Genomic DNA, 20339 nt, shown 5'->3' with positions numbered 1-20339 from the left:
GGGCAGTTTTAACGAGATTGTCGCTAAATGGCTGTCATAAGGTTTGCTCTCAGCTCAGGAAAGTCAAGGCTGCGCCTACCACTGCCACGATGATAATGATGCCGATGAGCGACACTACCAGTCCGGCAATGGCCAGTCCTCGTGGCTGTTTGAACACCCCGATGAACGAGAAAAGAAGTCCCAGGAACCAGATGATGAAATTAAGGACAGGCGCCCAACTTAGAATAAGCGCAGCTAAGGCAAGGATGAAACCTGCTGTACCCAATCCGTTGCTCTTGCGGGTTTCCTGGTTCACGATAACTGTTTGGTGAGTACCTCCGGTCTGTTGTTCGGTTGAACTCTGAATTTGGTTTTCTTCCATGGTGTAAGAATTTTAGTACCCTCTCCGTCCTCATAGGGCATTGTTATGAATAGATAGGCAAGCGCAGGACGGCAATGGCAGGCATTGGCGCTTGTTTGTGACATGTATCTTAATAATAGGTGATGCTGCGGGTTTCAATGAAAGGTGGATCGGTTTGGGTGGAGGTTTCCTCTGTATTATCCACGTGATTATACATTACAATTTCCCAAGTGCGGTTGACTTCACGTTGGAGCCAGTTTCCTTCTTTGTCAATTTCCAAGTAGGAAAATCGGCAGGTGAAAATATCCTGGCCATCTTCATAGCTGGCTGTGTATTTCATTTCAGAAGGATGTTTGTCTTCGCCGTCATACTTGTATTCTTCCACGATAGGCATCATACCATCAAAATGGAGATAGCGGACGACCCGTCCTTGTGCATCGAAGACATATTCCCTATCCATTTCTTCGTACCCGTTATGCTTTGCAATTACTCTTAAGGTGTCTTTGGAGCGGATTACCTGATAATGTCTGGCATAGTTGCTCCAACGCGAATCAGAGGTAATGTAGAGTTCGGGCGTAAGATAAATATAATCGGTCTCCGCATCGACTAAGACAGCTTCTTGTCTCAGTATGGAGCCTTCGGGAGAAAAGGTAGTGGTGTACATGCTGTCCGTCACACTCTTAACCTTGCCATATAGGTTCATTCCTCTCCGGTCGCTGATTTCCGGGCGGGAATCTTCGCAGGCTGCAGCCAGCAGGCAGAGTAAAATAAGAAATATAGGTTGTTTGAGCTTGTTCATACGTTTGGTATTTTATAGTGGTTTATCATTAAAAAAGAATGGCTAAGAACTGAAAGTTGTCAACATTGCACATGCCGTCGAATGCACCGACTATCTCAAACGAGAATTTTTCGCCTGCCTTGCCGTTCGGGAAGAAATAAGACCCCACGCTGGTCAGTTTTATTTTCCCTTCCTCTTTCACGCCGATAGTGACACTGCAATTGGACATACTCTGCTGGCAGTCTTTCAGGAAAGTGCCGCTGATGGTAAAGGCATATCCCCCGTTCTTATGTCCGGTGCATACCACTTTCTCCACCTTCCAATAGCTTGGGTTTTGTGCATCGAAAGCCACAGAGCCTTTCAGTTTGGAAGGGACAGGCGCAGGCTTTGTCTGGGAGGCACGTGCGCTTTCCTGATGCGTCTCTTCCGGATAATAGGAGATGTTGCGCGTGATGGTCAGTCGCCAATATTCAACAGAGTCCGAACCTTCCGGCAGTGTCTGGGGGACGTAACGAAACGTCCAATAGTGGCCGATGAAGCTGGTGCCTGCATCAGGAGTGGTTGTCATGTGCTTCTTTGTCCAGTTGCCCTGACCGTCATATTCATATTCAAAGTCAACGACTGCCTGGTTAGTTACTTCATACGGATAGACGGTCTCATCGTACGACCAGCGGGCGATGTCTCCCTGCTCGTTGTATTCATAGCGGCTGGTGCTGAAAATGGAGTCGATTATCCCGCGGGTTTCTTCGGTGGGCACGGACATATATTCCAGCTTGGAGATTCGTCCCTGCCGGTCGTAGAAAGGACGGATGTTCCGTCTGCCGGTCATTTCATGGGGAAGAGCGGTATTGCCGCACTCGATATGAGTGATGGTGCCGTTGTCATCCAAGCCAAGCGTCACAGATGCCTTGCCGCGAATGGTGGATATGGATGTGCATTGTCCGGTTTTGTTGTAGCCATATTCCTGTTCGTTAGGATAGGATTCTTCTTGGCTAAAGGCGCGGCGCAAGGGTTTGCCATCCTGGCCGAATTCATACTTGTCAAAGGCAGATATGCGATGTGTCCACTTGCTGCGGCGTCCTTCCACGAAATCTTGTCCATAATCGCTGCGCTCCACATAACCGCTATCGTTATAGTGGAACCTCCAGAAATCGCGGTTGTAATTCTGAGAATAAGGGTTGGGGCGATGAATGTCGGTCCATTCGGTCAATCTGCCGTCGCGGTCAAAAAGCCAACGCACCAACGGACCGTTGTCGTAAGTCACTTCTTTTACTTTCCCTTTTAAACCTAATTTGGTCCAATCATCGGGATAGTTCAGGAAATCGGGAATACAGAATGCTTCCCAGCCCTTTTCCGTTGTTGGGTCCAGGTAGTTGTGAACAGGCGGGGTAGCCAGACCATTGCTGCTTCCTCCCTCATGGTTGCATGAGGTAAAGAGCGTCAATGCAAAGGCCACAGCCATCAAAAGAATCTGCTTTTTCATTGTACTTCTATTTTTCAGTGAATATTATTCTCTTCCATATACCGTTTTGCCTCCTCTTCATCCTTCACTCATACCGTTTTAGTATTTGTCTTTTCGGGAGCTGAGTTCTGTTCCAGCAATCGCTGTTGTTTCCCAGAGGTAACGGCAAAGACAATCCAGCCGTAAATCACAAAAGGAAGGTGGATGAAGAGCAGCAAGCTGGAGATGAGATAGAGCCACGATCGCATTTTCTCTGTCTCGGCCGTAGGCATGAATCCTTCTATGGAACCTGCAGTTGCCGGTTCGGTGCCCATCCGGAGGAAAAGACAGGCTCCGGTCAGCAGGCTGGCAGCAATGACATATTCTTTGTAGTGGGCAAGGAAGCGATAACCTATGACGGTCCATGCAGCGATGCAGGACACCAGGCTGGCGATGAAAGCCAAATGGAAACCGATGCCAAGATGTTTGACCAAATCAAGGAACCGTTCGACATCTTTGGTCGTAGAGCCGAGTATGACCAATTCAAGGACGCAGATAAACAACGGAATACTGTTCATATAGAAGGCTCCTACGTTGGTTTTCAACAGCCACTGCCAAAGAACGTTGATGCCGCCCAAAGTGACAATTCCTAAAGGTATCAGAGATGCTAAAGGCATTTTATCAGCCAGTGAGGCCAGTTGATAAGCCGCTGCGGCAAACGATATGGAGGAATCAGAACCCAGAATCGAGACTTGTGCCCAAGGCAGAAAATAGGCTACGAAAACGACGGTGGCGCATACGCCCTGCAGAACGGATATATTTTTTTCTTTCATTGTAAGTGTGGTATTAGTGGGTTGGCGGTGAGGGAATGCCAGGGGGAATGCCGGCATCCCCTCACCAGTTTGTCTGTTTGTTTTTAAGCTATTCCCAGCGGATGCCTTGGAACGTCATGCGATCCGTAGCCGCCTTCCAGGGTTGCGAACTGGAGATGACCCAATCCCAGCGCTGCAGGTATTCGGCTTCGTCTTTCACATCGGGGATGACCACGCGGCACTTGTAGCTGACGCCCTGCAGCAGGGTGACGGCATTGCCGGTGGTGACGAACGAATCGGAATCGCCTACGTAGATTTCCGTGTAGCTGCCTCGGTAGGTATTGCCTTTGTCATCGATGGCGTTGCAGTCGGCGCGGTTGAACCATACCTGCCAGTCTTCGCCTTGGTTGGTCAGCGTAAATTGCAGTTCGACGGTGCCGGCAAATTGGGTGCAGGACAGGAACTCAAGTTCAATGTCCGGGTCGCACGAGATTATCTTGTCACATGTGCCGGCGGGTTCCTCTTCGTCTCCTCCCTCGTCTGGATTCTCCTCATCGCCGTCGCCGTCCGGTTCCTGCGGTTCGCCGGCTTGCACACTGACAGCCAGGCTCATCGACTCACCGTCGCCCTCTACCAGCAGGTTGGTGCTGACATCTTCCGTGATTTGCGTACGGTCTACGGTCACCACCACGGCACTGTTCTTGCCTTGTCCTGTGGTGCCGCTGGCCGGGTTCACACTAATCCAGGCATCTGTCTTCTGTATGCTCCACGACACATCACCCGATGAGCCAACGTTCATCACCTCAAAAGTCTTCGACGATTCTTCGGGTGCGAAGGTCAGGCTTTGTGTGTTCAGTCGGATGCGTGCCTCGCCCCGTTCCAGCACCATGTCGCCCGAAGCTTGCTGGCCTGCCACCACATTGATGCGTTTTGAGTTGGTCTTATAGCCGCTTTTGGATACCTGTACGGTGTATTGTCCCGGCTCCACGCTGCCGAATTCAAAACGTCCGTCGCTTCCCGTGTTGGCGGTCAGCCCGCCGGGATTGAGCGAAATGTGCGCGCCCGATACAGGTTCGCCGTTGTCGGCATCGTTCACAATGCCATAAATGCTTCCGGTGGTGTCCACCACGTCTTTGGCACAGCCCGTCAGGGCCAGTACCAGCACCAGACAGCACAATTGGGCTGCCGGGAGCCATTTCCTGAATAAGTTCATTTTGATGGATGGTTAATGATGATTATTGTTTGTTTAGAAGTTGACAGCCAGCCCGATACCGTTGCAGTCGCCGGCCACGGGTTGCAGGCTGAGGTAGACGCGTTTCTGGGTGACGGCCCGTTTGCGCCCGTTGGCCACCAAGGCATCTACTAAGTTGTAGACATAGAGTGCGGCGGCGGCTCCGATGCACACGTTGCGTATGTTGCACCAGTTGTCGGCGCGGTTGTTGTAGGTCTGCTGGTGCTGAGGCTGTTCAATCATCTTCTTGATGTATGAGCTACGCAGGTTTTCGGACACGATGATACCCGCAGCCAGCACGGCTTCGCCGCCCAGTATGCCCAATCCCTTGGCAGTGCTGCCCTTATACATTTGTCCCCAGCCGGGGATGATGAGCGAGCGCCACAGACCGCGGGCGCCGTATTTGCGGGTGAACCGCAGGCGGTCGAATTCGGGTTGTGCCGTGTCTGCCACCCCAAAAAGCATGTAACAGTGGTAACGCAATGCACCGTCAGGGTATCGGACACACTCCCAGTATTCGTCGTAGCAGGTGGTGGTGATGCTGACTTCCTCTCCTGCCACATTGTAGTGGTAGGTGAATACGGAACGGGAGTCTATTTCTCCGTTGGTCTGTACTTCGCGAATATCCTGTGTGCCTCCGCCGCTCACTTTCCAGGTGCGTTCCACATCTTCGGAGAGAACCACCAGGCATTGGCGCCGTGCCTCGTCGAGGGTATTTCCTTGCGCTTCTACAGTGCGGTAGTGAAAGGTGGCGTTGGTCGGGCGGGGAGTCTTGTCCGAGAGCCAGGCAGGACGCATTTTTTCCGACTGGCGCACAGTCTTCTGTGCAGATGCGGATGATGGACAGAACATTCCTCCTGCGAAAAGGCAGAGAAACAGCATCAGGGAAACCATTCGTTTTTTCATGTCTGAAATGTGTACCTATAGTCTCCCCCGATTCGGCTTTACTTGTGAGAAAATAAAAAAGGCATGGGAGTCTGTACTTCTGCTTATCCCGACTTCAGGCTCTCGCATTGCCCATCTACGAGGATAAGCAACGCAGCTAGCCCACGCCGAGATGAATATGCACTACACCATACCTAAGCATAGTGTTTGAACTATACATCTCCATGGACGCTTCCGTTGCCCTATCTTCTTGGAGATTCAAACTTGCGAGATTTGAAGTCAGAAGATAGCGTCTGGTAAACGCCTTCTTTGTTTGTAAGAAACATGACCTCTCGCTATACCCACCGGCCAGCTGGATGTCTGCGCAAAGTTAAATACTTTTATTTAAGATGCAAAGAAAAAATGTAAAAAATTGTTTTCATGTCACGCCTCCTGCCTTCACCGTTTTTCTGAAATGTGAAGTTGCTGGACCGTCTGTTTCTGTGTCTGTGGCGTATGGGGAGGGGTGAGACAGAGAAGGGGGCTTTTGACGTTTCTTTCTTATACCTTAGCAGCCGCCTGCCTGTACCTTGGGAGCCGGCTGCTTATCCCTTGGGAGCCGCCGCCGTCAGTCAGAGAGGAAAGACTGCCTTCTTTTCCCTGCGACCCTGTCCGGAAGAGCCGGTGTGGTTAAAAGGGAGCCGGTTGGGTTTCTTGCATATAAAATGCAAGCAGATTGAACAATTTGCCTGATAATTTTGTATATTTGAAGCGTACAAACTTTAAAATCATCAGGCTTATGAAAAAGTATTTAGCTGAAATGGTGGGGACTATGGTCCTTGTATTGGTGGGTTGCGGCAGTGCCATCTTTGCAGGCAACGCAGCAGGCGCAGTGAGCGCAGGTGTAGGAACGCTGGGCGTGGCTTTGGCCTTCGGCCTGGCTGTGGTAGCTATGGCTTATACCGTCGGAGGCATCTCCGGATGCCACATCAATCCGGCCATCACGTTGGGGGTGTGGCTGTCCGGCCGCATGACGGGCAAGGATGCCGGTATGTATATGCTGTTTCAGGTGATAGGCGCCGTTATTGGTTCGGCTTTGCTTTGGTTGCTGGTATCTGCCGGGACGCACAACGGACCGACGGCTACGGGCAGCAATTCGTATGCCGACGGCATGATGTTGCAGGCCTTCATTGCCGAAGCGGTGTTTACGTTTATCTTTGTCCTGGTGGTGCTGGGCACGACAGACAGCAAGAAAGGTGCCGGTAATCTGGCCGGGCTGGCCATTGGTCTGACACTGGTCATTGTGCATATTGTCTGCATTCCCATCACCGGCACATCGGTCAATCCGGCGCGCAGCATCGGTCCGGCTTTGTTCGAGGGCGGAGTAGCCTTGTCTCAGCTTTGGCTCTTCATTGTGGCTCCGTTTGTGGGAGCGGCAGTCAGCGCGTTGGTGTGGAATGCCATAGGCAATGAAAAGAAATAGCCTTTCTGCCTGAAAGGGGTGTTTAGTGATGAGGCCCGGCGGGGTGTAGTGCCTGCCAAAGACCGCTCATCACTAAACACGCCGTAGGGCATTGCTCATTCTATACTTATAGGTGTAAGTGCGGAGCGTGTCATGATTCGCTCGTACTCCCCTTCGTTCAGCACCTTCAGTGCCTGCTGCACGGTGCGGTCGGTGGTGTTCATCACCTGGAAATATTCACTCATGTCCCACAAGTCGCGGGCGATAAGAGCTTTCAGTTGGGTTTTCAGTAAGGGCAGGGAGTGTTCATACTGTTTCTCGTCGAACGTTACTTTTTCTTTTTCCGCCAGCGCCAGCACCTCGTCCATAAAATCGTTGTCTATCTTGAATTTTCTGTCGAAGGTCTTGAAATCTTTGTACTTCTTCTTCAGTTCCTGGCGGTGCTGCTCTATGTAGCCCGTGGTGCTGCGGATGACGACCCCTTTGGCCACCAGATTGCGGTGCCAGTCGGTGTAGAGCGTCGTGTCGATGGGCACGAAGAAGTCGGGCATGATGCCTCCTCCTCCATAGACAGTGCGCCGCAGCCGCTTGGTGCGGTACTTCAGCGAGTCGGGGAAGTGGATGCTGTCGGCGTGCATCAGTTCGCCGTGGTTGAAGCGGTCCAGCAGGTCGCGGTGGTACTGCTCCAGCATGTCTTCGCCGTTCTTGGCAGAGGTGTCGTAGGGTTTCTGTATGCAGCGTCCTGCTGGAGTGTAATAGCGTGCCACGGTAAGGCGTATCATCGAGCCATCGGGCAGGTCGATGGGGCGTTGCACCAATCCCTTTCCGAAAGTGCGGCGGCCGACAACCACACCACGGTCCCAGTCCTGTATGGCTCCTGTCACGATTTCGCTGGCCGAAGCCGAATACTCGTCAACCAGCACCACGAGGCGTCCGGCGGTGAGGCGTCCGTTGCCCTGCGCCAGGAAGTTGCGTCGCCGTTCAGCCCGTCCTTCAGTGTAGACAATAAGCTCTTTCTGGCTCAGAAACTGGTTGGCCAGGTCGATGGCGGCATTCAGGTAGCCTCCGCCGTTGCCTTGCAGGTCGAGGATGAGGTCTTTCATGCCCTCTCTTTGTAGTTTCGTCAGAGCTTTGGCAAATTCCTCGCCCGTGGTGGCGGCAAAGCGGTTGATGCGGATATAACCGATTTGGGGTTGAATCATATAGGCGGCGTCGAGGCTGAAGATGGGAATCTTGTCGCGCTTCACGTTGAAAAGCAGCGGGTCGGCCACGCCGCGCCGCATGACGGTAAGGTTCACTTTCGTGCCTTTGGGACCGCGCAGCCGCTTCATGATGTCGTCGGTGCTCATCTTGACGCCGGCAATGACCGTGTCGTTCACCGCGGTGATGCGGTCGCCTGCCAGGATGCCCACCTTCTCCGACGGTCCTCCGCTGACGGGCTGTATGACCAGCAGCGTATCTTCTATCATCTGAAACTGTATGCCGATGCCATCGAAGTTGCCTTGCAGCGGTTCGTTCATGGCTTTTACTTCTTCGGCATTGTTGTACGTGGAGTGCGGGTCCAGCTGAGCCAGCATCTCGATGATGGCACTTTCCACCATCTTGTTCTCGTCCACGGAGTCAACATACAGGCGGCTGATGGCGAACTCGGCCATCTGGAGTTTGCGCAGAGGCATGTTACTTTGCGCCAGGGCTTGCCATCCGAAAGCGGCAAGGCACAGGATAGATGTGATTATCTTTTTCATCAGGTCTGATTTTATGATTCGTTGTTCGTTTTCTCATTCTTGATTGAGCTGCATTCCCTCCGGCACAAACTGGCTGATGTCTTTGCCGAAGCTCAACAGTTCGCGCACAATGGTGGAACTGACGCACGTCAGTTCCGGCTCGGTGAAGAGCAGGATGGTCTCAATGCCCGTCAGCTTGCGGTTGATGTCGGCAATGGTTTCTTCGTATTCGAAGTCGCGCACCGTGCGTATGCCGCGTACGATGAGGTTGGCCCCCACCTGGCGGGCGAAGTCGGTGGTCAGCCCGTCGTAGGCCTCGACCGTGATGCGCGGTTCGTGCCTATAATAGTCGGCAATCATTCGTTTGCGCTGTTCCAAGGGGAAGTGCGTGTGCTTGCTTTCGTTGATGCCGATGGCGATGACGATTTCGTCGATGAACGTCAGCGCGCGGCGGACGATGGAGGCATGTCCGGCGGTGAAGGGGTCGAACGTGCCGGGGAAGATGGCTCGGGTCATATGCTTTCGGTTGTTTTCTGAAGTAATTCGGTGGAAGTCAAGTGCATTTTGGAGAAGGCAAACAGTTTTTTACCTAAATCTTTCAAGGATGCCCCGATGTGATACACTTCGTCGTCAATCAACAGGAAACGGTCATGTACCTTTGTGCAGATGTGCACATCAATGGGGGTATATTGTGTATTGTGGCGTTCCAGGTCAAGTCGCAGTTCTTTGTTCATTCTCCCTGTATATATGGCGGCGGTGACCCCTCTCTTTCGTTTGTCGAGCAAAGTCAGTACCGATTCGTCCACATAATTGTCTATCAAAACGACGGAACACCTGGCCGATTTAATCAGGTTAGAGGCAAAAACGTAGGCGTCGAATATCTGTCCGTCGAAGAAAATTCCTTCTACTGGCGGAAGCGCTGTGTGTATGAAGAAAGCTATTTGCTCTTCTGTCTTGCTTACCCGTTGTTCCAACCTCTCCATGCGTGTATTGAACGAATAACCTTTCAGCAGGTATTCTTTCAGGATTTTGTTGGCCCACTGGCGGAATTCGATGCCCCGCCGGGTATTTACCCGGTAGCCTACGGAGATGATAACATCAAGATTGTAATACGTGCGGTTGCGCATGATTTGCCTTCCTCCCTCGCTTTGAACTGTTCGGAATTTCCGAACAGTTGCAGCTTCGGTCAGCTCCTTTTGTTCGTAGATATGCTTGATGTGCTCGCTGATATTGGCTTTGCTGGATTGGAAAAGCTCTACAAGCTGGGCTTGCGTCAGCCACACCGTTTCATTCTCTATGCGGACTTCCAATTTGACTGTCTCGTCGGGCTGGTATATGATGATTTCATTCAATTCTTTCATGATTTCGGGCGTTGTAGTTGGCTGATGGGTCGGTCAGGCATTTTCCTCCTGCACCAAATCTTCTTCAATCACCAGGTTGTGTATGATGAAGTTCTGGCGTTCCATGGTGTTCTTGCCCATGTAGAACTCCAGCATTTCCTTGACCGAGTCTGTCTTGCGTAGGGTGACCGGCTCCAGGCGCATGTCCTTGCCGATGAAGTGTCGGAATTCGTCGGGTGAGATTTCTCCCAGTCCTTTGAAGCGGGTGATTTCCGGGTTGGGTCCCAGCTCGCCGATGGCGCGGATGCGTTCTTCTTCGGTGTAGCAATAGGTGGTCTTCTTCTTGTTGCGCACGCGGAACAAGGGTGTTTGCAGGATATATACGTGTCCCTTCTTGATAAGGTCGGGGAAGAACTGGAGGAAGAACGTAATCATCAGCAGGCGTATGTGCATGCCGTCCACATCGGCATCCGTCGCCACGATGACCTTGTTGTAGCGTAGTCCTTCCATGCCGTCTTCGATGTTGAGGGCGGCCTGCAGGAGGTTGAACTCTTCGTTTTCGTACACCACCTTCTTGGTCAGCCCGTAGCTGTTCAGCGGTTTACCCCGCAGCGAGAATACAGCCTGTGTGTTGACGTCGCGGCTTTTGGTGATGGAGCCACTGGCGGAATCGCCCTCGGTGATGAAGATACACGACTCTGCCTCCTGCTCCTTGCCTTTGCCGTCGCTCAGGTGGTAGCGGCAGTCACGCAGCTTGCGGTTATGCAGGTTGGCTTTCTTGGCACGTTCGCGGGCCAGTTTTGTGACACCGGCTATGGCTTTGCGTTCTTTTTCCGAATCCTGTATCTTCTGCAGCATCACTTCGGCCACCAGCGGGTTCTTGTGCAGGTAGTTGTCTACCTCGGTCTTCACGAAATCGCCCACATACTTGTTGATGGTCGGTCCGGCGGGTTTGTTTTCCTGCGGGATGGCAGGCCACATGTTGTTGCTGCCCAGCTTGGTTTTGGTCTGGCTCTCGAACATCGGCTCTTCCACGTTGATGGCGATGGCAGCCACCAGTCCGTTGCGGATGTCGGCGTAGTCGAAGTTCTTGTTATAGAATTCCTTGATGGTACGTGCCAAGTGCTCTTTCAGGGCCGACTGATGCGTGCCGCCCTGTGTGGTGTGCTGTCCGTTGACGAAAGAGTAATACTCCTCGCCATATTGGTTGGTATGGGTGAAGGCAATCTCGATGTCCTCGCCCTTGAGGTGGATGATGTCGTAGAGGCCCTCGCTGGTCATGTTGTCCTTCAGCAAGTCTTCCAGGCCGTGGCGTGAGAGGATGCGCTGTCCGTTGTAGACAAAGGTCAGCCCCGTGTTGAGGTAAGTATAATTGCGCAACAGGTTCTCCACGAACTGGTTCTGGAAACTGAAGTTCACGAACAGCGTATCGTCCGGTTCAAAGTAGATGTAGGTACCGGTCTCCTCGTTACTTTCCTCGGTGATGTCGCTTTGCAGCACGCCCCGTTCGAAGATGACGTCGCGCACCTTTCCGTCGCGGTAGCTGCGCACCTCAAACCTCTTGCTCAGGGCATTTACCGCCTTGATGCCCACGCCGTTCAGCCCCACACTTTTCTTGAACGCCTTCGAGTCGTATTTGCCGCCCGTGTTCAGCTTGCTCACCGCCTCCACCAGCTTGCCTTGCGGAATGCCTCGCCCGTAGTCGCGCACGCTGACGCGGCGGTTGTCTTCGATGTTTACCTCGATTTTCTTGCCTGCGCCCATCTTGAACTCGTCGATGCTGTTGTCTATCGTTTCTTTCAGCAGCACATAGATGCCGTCGTCGCTTTGCGCGCCGTCGCCCAGTCGTCCGATGTACATGCCAGAGCGGACACGGATGTGCTCCATGTCGTCTAAGTGTCGGATGTTCTCCTCGGTGTAATCTACGGCGGGCTGTTGTGCGTCCGGCGTGTTGTTTTCTTCGTCCAGCGGAAGTGTCAGGTTGTTTTCGGGTGTATCCATAATCTCAAGTCGGCAATTTGGCACAAAGATAGTGAAAATTTCGATAGGTTGGTTGCTGGCGGGTGTTTGCACTTCGTAAGAAATTGCCAGGCGCTAAGCAGTACATTGCCAAGCGCTCAGCAGACTATTGCCAGGCGCTGGGAAGCAGGGTGCTTATATATTGGAAGTAAATGCTTGATTGATAGCAGGATATACGCCTTTTGAATGCCCGTGGAAAAGGGAAGTCGGGAGGTCGGGCTGGTGCCAGGTATCGGTCCATCTCTCCAGGTTTTGCGATGTCGGTTGTTTTCTTTATATTTGTACCCTTGTATGTATCACCCTTTAAAAGCAGATTATGCGAAAAGTTATTTTATTGTGGATGTGCCTGTTGGGTATGTCTTTGTTGAGGGCCGCAGACAGACCTTTCATTCGGATTGAGACAAAGACGGCAAGTCTGATTTACCGTGTGGTTGCTGACGGCCGCCTCTATCAGTGTTATTTGGGCAAGAAACTGACGCACGAGGCCGACTTGGTGCATCTGCCGGCAGGTACGGAAGCTTATCTGACACATGGGATGAAAGATTATTTCGAGCCAGCCATCCGGGTGCTGCACAACGACGGCAACCCTTCTCTGGCACTGAAATACAAGTCGCATGAGCAAAAGGCGCTTGCGCCGGATGTCAATGAGACGGTCATCACGTTGGAAGACGAGCAATATCCGGTGACCGTAAAGCTGCATTACACGGCCTACGTGGCCGAGAATGTCATCCGGACTTATGCCGAAATCTGCCATGCGGAGAAGAAGCCGGTGACGCTCTACAATTATGCTTCTGCCATGTTGCACCTGGACCGTGCGGCGTATTATCTGACGGAATTTTCCGGCGACTGGGCTTCGGAGGCTCATGCCCAGGAACAGCCCCTGGCGTTTGGCAAGAAAGTGCTGGATACGAAGTTGGGCACCCGGGCTTCCATGTTCTGTTCGCCATTCTTTGTCTTGTCTTTGGACGGTCCGGCCAGTGAAAATGCCGGCGATGTGTTGGTCGGCACGCTGGGATGGACAGGTAACTTCCGTTTCACTTTCGAGGTGGACAACGAGCAGAAATTGCGCCTGCTGGCAGGTATCAACCCGTATGCTTCGGAATATGAGCTGAAGCAGGGCGAAGTGTTCCGCACCCCCGATTTCTACTTTACCTACAGCACCGATGGCATGGGGCAGGCATCCCGAAACTTCCACGACTGGGCCCGCAACCACCAACTGAAAGACGGAGGCAAGACTCGTATGACGCTGCTCAACAACTGGGAGGCTACCTATTTCAACTTTGACGAGCAGAAGCTCGTAACGCTGATGGATGATGCTGTCCGTCTGGGGGTGGATATGTTTTTGCTGGACGACGGGTGGTTTGCCAACAAGTATCCGCGCAGCAGCGACAAGCAGGGCTTAGGCGACTGGCAGGAGACGACCTCCAAACTGCCTCACGGCATCGGCTTCCTGACGGATGAGGCCAAAAAACGAGGCATTAAGTTCGGCATCTGGATTGAACCGGAGATGGTGAATCCCAAGAGCGAACTCTATGAACGGCACAAGGACTGGGTGATACATCTGCCCAACCGCGACGAGTATTATTTCCGTAACCAGCTGGTGCTCGACCTGAGCAATCCGGAGGTGCAGGATTATGTGTTCGGCGTGGTGGACGGCCTGCTGACTAAATATCCTGACATCGCTTTCTTCAAATGGGATTGTAACAGTCCGATTACCAACATCTATTCTGTGTATCTGAAGGACAGGCAGTCGCACCTGTATATAGATTATGTGCGCGGGCTTTATCGGGTGCTCAACCGCATTCAGGCTAAATATCCCGACCTCCCCATGATGCTCTGTTCGGGTGGCGGCGGACGTTCCGACTACGAGGCTTTGCGGTATTTCACAGAATTCTGGCCCAGTGACAACACAGACCCCATAGAGAGACTGTTTATCCAATGGGGATTCTCCCAGGTCTTTCCCGCCAAAGCCCTATGTGCGCATGTCACGACGTGGAACAGCGGGACAAGCGTGAAGTTCCGCACCGATGTGGCCATGATGGGCAAGCTGGGATTCGACATCAAGCTGTCCGACCTAAATGAAAAGGAAACAGAATTCTGTCAGGGTGCCGTGCAGAACTACAATCGCCTGAAACCGGCTATTCTGGAGGGCGACCTCTACCGGCTGGTATCTCCCTATGCAGGCAACCATACCTCGTCCATGTATGTAACCAAAGACAAGAGCCGGGCTGTGGTGTTTGCCTTCGATATTTATCCTCGTTATGCGGAAAAGACACAGCCCGTGCGCTTGCAGGGTATAGAAGCTGATAAGATGTATCGCGTGCGGGAAATCAATCTGATGCCCGGTGTGCAGACTTCATTGCCGGCCGACGGCAAGGTCTTTTCCGGTGAATACCTGATGACGGTGGGGTTGCCCCTGTTTTCTACCAGGAAGCTGAGCAGCCGGGTAGTGGAGGTGGTGGCTGAGTAGGAGCATCTCCATCGGGAGCGTGTCGGGCAGGCACCTCGCTTCCCGGCACAAGTAAAGGCTGATATGGCACCGGGGCAGATTGTGCTGCCGGTAGCCATATCAGCCTTTGGCTTAGGATGTAGTAGAGGGATGTTACTTTATCTCTTTTATAAACGCCCGTCGGCGCTTGTGCTGTTCCGTCTTGAAATACTCCCACTGCGCCTGTACCTTGCCGTTCAGTTCCAGTTCGGGATTGCTCTCGGCGTATTCGAAGCCTAATTGCTGGTAGACGGGGATGAGGTCGGAGAACAGCAGGGCGTTGACTCCCTTGTTCTGGTATTCCGGCTTGACGGCCACTAACAGCAGGTCGAGGATGTGCGAGCGTTTCTTAAAGAACAACGCCTTAATCAGGTGGTACCAGCCGAAGGGAAGCAGTCGTCCGTGTGATTTCTGCAGGGCGCGCGACAGTGAGGGCATGGAGATGCCCACTGCCACCAGCTTGTCGTCGGCGTCGGTGACGAGGGTCACCATGCGCAGGTCGAGGATGGGGAGGTACATCTTGACGTATTGGTCTATCTGTCCTTGGGTCAGGGCAGAGTAGCCATAGAGGGGCTTATAGGCTTCGTTCACCAATTCGAAGATAGACTGTCCGTATTCCTGAGCCAGTTTCTTGCCCGACTTGTATTTCTTTATCTTCAGGTTATACTTGCGCTGGATTAGTTCGGAGATACGTTTGTGCTTGTCGGGGATAGCATCGGGAATGTATATCTTATACTCCACCCAGTCGGCGTCTTTGCTGAATCCTAAGCGTTCGATGTGCGGGAGATAGTAGGGGTAATTGTAGATGGTGGACATGGTGCCCAACTGTTCGAACCCTTCTACCAGCAAGCCTTCGCCGTCCATGTCGGTGAAGCCGAGCGGACCCTGTATATGGGTCATGCCCCGTTCCTTGCCCCATTGTTCAACGGTGCGGATAAGCGCCTCAGACACCTCTGTATCGTCTGTGAAGTCTATCCAGCCGAAGCGCACTTCTTTTTTGTTCCAGGTCTGGTTGGCACGATGATTGATGATGGCTGCCACGCGTCCCACCAGCTTGCCACCCTTGTAGGCCAGAAAGTAGTCAGCCTCGCAGAATTCGAAAGCAGCATTCTTCTTCTTGTTGAAGGTGTTGAGCATATCATCATAGAGGTCGGGCACGGAATAGGGGTTGTGCTTGTATAATTCATAATTGAAGCGGATGAACCGTTTCAGTTCGCGCCGGTTGGAAACTTTCTTAATTGTTACAGCCATGTTGTTTATGATGTCTATTTGGCGGCAAAGATACAGTAAATCGTTAGGATGTGGAAGAATTGCGGGGCTTTTTTTGGCATTTTTTCATGTTTTTCCCTTGTTTGGGTCATGTTGGGCAAGCCTTCTTGTGCAGACACTTACGTTGGTAGAAATAACTTCTTATTTATACGGTGCCGGCTTCCAAGGTATCAGAAGTTTGTTGCTGATACCTTGGAAGCCGGCTTTTTATACCTTAGAAGTAGACATGTGGTAATTTGTTGAAAGATAGCAGGTTGCGTTTCGTTTGGCGAAAGCTCCATGTCATCTGCCTGCGAGGGGGCTGGTTCTGTGCTTCCCGTGCCGGGCCTTGAGCCCTGGAAGGGAGGAAGTGCCCAATCTGTATTCCATCTTCTGTCCTGGCACAACCTCCCCCTTGAAAAAGAAGCAATAATCAGACGGGATTTCCCGCAAGTTTTGTCTGTCTATTTTGTGCGTGTGATTGTATGCAATACCTTCCCGTGCTTGTCTATCATGCGCAATTCCAATGTCTTGGGTGTGGCAGAAAGGATGGAGAAGCCAGGTTCGCTGCTACAGAACACGGTACCTTCGACAGGTTGCACCTTGCGGCTGAGCGAACCGGACGAGTTCGTGATGTAGTCGATGTCGCTGCCCGGCATGCGGATGTGCTGGAAGTTGTGGATGTGTCCGTTGATGTACATATCCACCCGGTGACGGCGCAGGATGGTGTCTACACGTTGCTGCAAATTGAGTCGCTCAATCTCGTCTTTGTCCGTATCGGCGTAGATGGGATGGTGTCCGACCACAATGACCCAGTCTTCCTGCGCTGCAGCCAGGGTTGCATCGAGCCATTGCAGCTGAGTGTCGATGTCCTGGAGGCAGGCATCGGCATATTTGTCGTTTTCCTCCCGGTATTTGTCGATAAGCGGTGTGGTGTCTATCCAAATAATGCGCACCGTCGTTCCTTCTTCGCTGAAATGCTTGGTATAGTAGCGGGCGGGCATCTCCCAACGACGGCTGATGCGGCTGTAGTCGATGACGGCCTGCGTATTGCCTCGGTATTCATGGTTGCCCAAGATGGGATACCAGTCGATCATCAGTTCGGGATGGGCGTAGATGAGTTCGTAGTTGGTCATCCAGAGCGGGTCCTGCACGGAGCGGACACCCTCAAAGTGGTGTATGTCGCCGGCGGCGATAACAAATTCGGGTCCTACCTCTTCGGCCATGATTCCCATCAGCTCGGCAATGGTTTTCTGGTCGTAGTAGCCGTTGCGTCCCAGGTCGTTGGCTACATACATATTGAACTTGTCCTCGTAGACACTGTAATCAATTTTCTCTTGTGCCGTAGCCCATGTGCTAAATATCGTCAGGGCGAGGAGCAGGAATGTTTTTTTCAGTTTCATTGTTTTCGTCTTTTTTTAGGTTTATATTTCGTTTATTGACCTGCGAGGTAGGTAGCGAATCTGGAAGCTTCCAGGATTCGCTCTTCCTACCGTAGTGGCGGTACCCACATTGGATGCGGGTACCTTTTATTTTTGAAGTCGAAGGACCGGGTTTAGAACGCTACCTTGACGCCTGCGTTGAAGCGTGCTCCGTAGTACTCGGCCTGCATGGTGCGCTCCGTGGTGCCCTGGTAGTAGCGCAAGGGCTGGTTCAGCAGGTTGGTCACATCGGCATAGATGGTGGTCTTGAAGCGCTTGCCGAAGGTGTAGCTGGCGTTCAGGTCGAGGTAGTTCACCTTGTCGTAGTAGCGGTCCAGCTGGGCCACTTCACCCATTTCGTCTACAAAACTGGAGGCGAAGTTGTAGCTGAGACGCAGGTTCAGTCCCCATTTCTCGAAGAAGAGCGAGGCGTTGGCCGTGTGTTCGGGGGAGCCTATCATGTCGATGTCTTCGCCGGGCTGTACTACGCGGTGTTCAAACTTGTAGTTTTTCGTGTTGTTGGCCGTGTAGGTGTAGTTTCCGTAGAATCCCACGCATTTCAGGGCGGGGGCGATGAAGCCGAAGTCGCGCTGGTAGGCCACCTCTACGCCGTATAGGTTGGCGTCGTAGGCGTTGATGGGTTTGGAGATGTCGTAGTCATATTCGCCGGCAATGGGCAGTTCGCTGGACATGCCTTGCCAAGCTTCGTCCACGATGACGTCGCGCACGTTTTTGTAGAAGAAGCCTGCGCTGATCAGTCCGATGGATTGGAAGTAGTATTCGGCACTGAAGTCAAAGTTGTAGGACGTAGTAGGCTTCAGGTCGGGATTGCCGATGGTTGCCTCTTCGTCGGCGCTGTTGTAGTTCACGCTGGGGATAAGTGCCGAGTATTTGGGGCGTGCCAAGGTCTTGGTGAAGGAAGTGCGCAGTTTGAAGTCGTCGCTCACGTTATATTTCAGCAGCACGCTGGGCAGCCACGTGGTGTATTTGTTCTTGTGGGTGCCGGTGGGCACGAGAGCTTCGTTTTCGTCGGCATCTACCTCCCAGTTCAGGCCTCGATAGCGCAGCGAGGTGTGTTCCATGCGCAGGCCCAGCATTAGGTCGAGCTTGCGGCCCAGCTTCTGGTCGAAGCGCAGGTAGGCACTGGTGATTTGCTCGTTGGCGTGATAGTTGCCGCTCATCTCCTCGTAGTCGGGTTCGCCGGTCATCTGCGTGAAGTCGATGCGGCCCAGGTATTCCTTGCTGACAAACATGGTACCTTCGGGATAGTTGTCGCCTGCCATAAAGCCGCTGCGTATCTGTGCCGCACCGTTCTGTCTCCAGGCATCGTTGTCGTCAAATACACCATCGTATTTATACCACTCTGTCTCGCGGTCCTTGGTCTTGCTGTTATACTTACCGCCGAAGCGCAGCGTGTTGCCGAACAGGCCTTTAGCCAGCGGAAGTTCAAAATTGAGGCGGAACTTCCATTCCTTCTCGTAGATGCTCTGGTCGCTGTTGGTCAGTTCGTCCAGTTCCCAGTCTTCGTTGTCCAGTGTGGGGATGGCAAAGGTCGAATAGGGTTGCCGTCCACCCACACCCTGGAAAGTGCTGAGCAGGTTAGTGCCCGTGTTGTTGTCCATCTTCAGACCGAAATACCGTTCGTTGGGACGGTCTTCGCTGGCGCGGCTAAATGAACCAGCCCAGTCCATCGTGAGCCGTCCGAAGTGGTGTTCGCCGTCCAAGGTGAAGTCCATGGTCTGCTGGCGTTCCAGTCGGGCATTCTTGGTGTCGTGCAGGCCACCCTTGGTCTGCAGTTCGATGGATTGTTCCGAGGGGTCACTCTCGTCCAGGTCTTTGTAGACGGCACGGTAGCGGTTCTCCCAGTCGTTGCGGCGGTTATAGATGCCTTTGAAGGAGATTTTGTGGTTGGGGTTGAATTCATAGTCCAAGGCCAGTGAGTAGCTCTGGCGTTCGCGCGTCACGTAGTATTGGCGTACTTGTGCTTCCTTCAGTACCACGTTGCCGTCGTCGTCCACATCGTATTCGAACTCTGTGTTGTCCGAGCCGCCCGGTGCGTATTGGTACGAACCGGAAATCATCAGGCCCAGTTTGTCGTTGAAGAAGCGGTCGCCATAGGTCAGTCCCAGATTGAGTTGTGCCTTCTTGCTCACAGCGTTGTATCCGCTACCGGCAGTGGCGTTGAAAATGCGCTTATAGGGTGTATTCTTGGTGACGAGATTGATGCTGCCTCCGATGGCGTCGCCATCCATGTCGGCCGTCACCACCTTATTGACTTCAATGGTCTGTACCATGTCGGCAGGGATAAGGTCGAGCTGTACGTTACGCGTGTCGCCTTCAGCCGAGGGGATGCGGTTGCCGTTTATGGTAACGGAGCTGAGGTCGGCACTCGTACCTCGCACCTGTCCGAAGCGAGCCTCTCCTTGGTCATACTGTACGTTGATGCCACTGATACGCTTCAGCGCGTCGCCTATGTTGGAGTCGGGGAATTTACCCACTTGGTCGGCCGAAACAATGTTGGTGATGCCCATGCTGTTCTTCTGCGCATTGATGGCTCGGCGTTGTCCGGTGAAGGCGCCGCCCACGACTACTTCTTGCAGTTCGATGCCTTCGTTTAGCGTCACATTACGTTCTACGGTCTTTCCTTCGGGGATAGTGATGGTCATTTCTACAGGCGAATAGCCCACGTAGGACACCTTTATTTTGTAAGTGCCTGGTGTCAGGTTGGCAAGGGTGTAGAAACCATTGATGTCGCTTACCACTCCCGTGTGGAGCGATTCGATGTAGATGATGGCACCAGGCAGTGTCTGTTGCGAGTTGTCTATGATACGACCGCGAATGGTGCCTTGTTTGGTGTCGTTCACAAATTCATCGGCCAAGACGGGTAGTCCGGCCATCAGTAAGAGGAGCATGGATAAGATTGCTCGTGCAATTTGTTTCATGATGGATATGATGTTTTAATTTTTCGCCGCAAAAGTAGAACTCTGCCGTTACATAGTATTTGCACAATATTGAAGAACATTTGACAAATCTGTTACAAGTCTGTTGCGCCACCTGCCTGCTTTTCTCTTCCGCTTGTCTGTTGTGTTCCGGCTATTTTACTCGTATTTTCTGTATATTAGTGTATTAGATTGTTGCTTCGTTGGATTTTGGTCGTCATCAAACTTGTGT

General features: G+C 52.5%; 15 protein-coding genes. 2 read left to right on the top strand and 13 right to left on the bottom strand.

Annotated elements, in window-relative coordinates; genetic code table 11:
* Positions 1-49 precede the first annotated feature (49 nt).
* From B5F34_RS01185 to B5F34_RS01160, 6 genes are all read right to left on the bottom strand, one after another.
* Positions 50-361 (bottom strand): hypothetical protein, encoded by a 312-nt coding sequence (locus B5F34_RS01185; protein ID WP_087334181.1) that lies wholly within the window; start codon positions 359-361, stop codon positions 50-52.
* A 109-nt stretch (positions 362-470) separates the two neighbouring features.
* The gene (locus B5F34_RS01180) at positions 471-1139 is read right to left on the bottom strand and encodes a hypothetical protein (RefSeq protein WP_087334179.1); all 669 of its coding nucleotides are present in this window, start codon (positions 1137-1139) and stop codon (positions 471-473) included.
* 28 nt (positions 1140-1167) lie between these two features.
* On the bottom strand, positions 1168-2601 hold the full coding sequence (locus tag B5F34_RS01175; RefSeq protein WP_087334177.1) for a hypothetical protein: 1434 nt from the start codon (positions 2599-2601) through the stop codon (positions 1168-1170).
* A 68-nt stretch (positions 2602-2669) separates the two neighbouring features.
* Positions 2670-3392: a hypothetical protein gene (locus B5F34_RS01170; protein WP_140392927.1), complete on the bottom strand. Its 723-nt coding sequence runs from the start codon at positions 3390-3392 to the stop codon at positions 2670-2672.
* An 88-nt stretch (positions 3393-3480) separates the two neighbouring features.
* Complete coding sequence (locus B5F34_RS01165) at positions 3481-4584, bottom strand: carboxypeptidase regulatory-like domain-containing protein (RefSeq protein ID WP_087334173.1); 1104 nt, start codon at positions 4582-4584, stop codon at positions 3481-3483.
* Positions 4585-4617: 33 nt separating this feature from the next.
* Complete coding sequence (locus B5F34_RS01160; protein ID WP_140392926.1) at positions 4618-5508, bottom strand: DUF5683 domain-containing protein; 891 nt, start codon at positions 5506-5508, stop codon at positions 4618-4620.
* 757 nt (positions 5509-6265) lie between these two features.
* Here B5F34_RS01160 and B5F34_RS01150 point away from each other — a divergent pair.
* On the top strand, positions 6266-6949 hold the full coding sequence (locus tag B5F34_RS01150; RefSeq protein ID WP_087334290.1) for an MIP family channel protein: 684 nt from the start codon (positions 6266-6268) through the stop codon (positions 6947-6949).
* Between the two features lie 95 nt (positions 6950-7044).
* Here B5F34_RS01150 and B5F34_RS01145 read toward each other — a convergent pair whose 3' ends face one another.
* Genes B5F34_RS01145 through B5F34_RS01130 form a run of 4 tightly spaced genes read right to left on the bottom strand, consistent with a single transcriptional unit; the run spans position 7045 to position 11993 of the window.
* Positions 7045-8673 (bottom strand): S41 family peptidase, encoded by a 1629-nt coding sequence (locus B5F34_RS01145; protein ID WP_087334167.1) that lies wholly within the window; start codon positions 8671-8673, stop codon positions 7045-7047.
* A gap of 33 nt (positions 8674-8706) precedes the next feature.
* A complete protein-coding gene (coaD, locus tag B5F34_RS01140; protein ID WP_087334165.1) occupies positions 8707-9168 on the bottom strand; it encodes a pantetheine-phosphate adenylyltransferase in 462 nt (153 codons plus the stop codon).
* Positions 9165-10013: a RhuM family protein gene (rhuM, locus tag B5F34_RS01135; RefSeq protein ID WP_087334163.1), complete on the bottom strand. Its 849-nt coding sequence runs from the start codon at positions 10011-10013 to the stop codon at positions 9165-9167. The genes coaD and rhuM overlap by 4 nt, the downstream gene beginning before the upstream one ends.
* 33 nt (positions 10014-10046) lie before the next feature.
* Positions 10047-11993 (bottom strand): DNA topoisomerase IV subunit B, encoded by a 1947-nt coding sequence (locus B5F34_RS01130; protein ID WP_239448728.1) that lies wholly within the window; start codon positions 11991-11993, stop codon positions 10047-10049.
* Between the two features lie 334 nt (positions 11994-12327).
* On the opposite strand from B5F34_RS01130, the gene B5F34_RS01125 reads away from it, so the two are divergent.
* Positions 12328-14481, top strand: a complete 2154-nt coding sequence (locus B5F34_RS01125; RefSeq protein WP_087334161.1) for an alpha-galactosidase — start codon at positions 12328-12330, stop codon at positions 14479-14481.
* Positions 14482-14613: 132 nt separating this feature from the next.
* On the opposite strand, the gene B5F34_RS01120 is transcribed toward B5F34_RS01125, so the two are convergent.
* From B5F34_RS01120 to B5F34_RS01110, 3 genes are all read right to left on the bottom strand, one after another.
* Positions 14614-15750 carry an N-acetyltransferase gene (locus B5F34_RS01120; RefSeq protein WP_087334159.1) on the bottom strand — a complete coding sequence of 379 codons (1137 nt, stop codon included), beginning with the start codon at positions 15748-15750 and terminating at the stop codon, positions 14614-14616.
* Between the two features lie 461 nt (positions 15751-16211).
* A complete protein-coding gene (locus B5F34_RS01115) occupies positions 16212-17150 on the bottom strand; it encodes a metallophosphoesterase (protein WP_087334157.1) in 939 nt (312 codons plus the stop codon).
* Positions 17151-17302: 152 nt separating this feature from the next.
* Positions 17303-20110, bottom strand: coding sequence for a TonB-dependent receptor (locus B5F34_RS01110; protein WP_087334155.1), 2808 nt, complete (start codon positions 20108-20110; stop codon positions 17303-17305).
* Positions 20111-20339 lie beyond the last annotated feature (229 nt).

The organism is Mediterranea sp. An20, from assembly GCF_002160055.1.
In the GTDB taxonomy this organism is placed as follows: Bacteria; Bacteroidota; Bacteroidia; order Bacteroidales; family Bacteroidaceae; genus Bacteroides; species Bacteroides avicola.
This window is presented reverse-complemented; position numbering and strand designations above follow the sequence as displayed.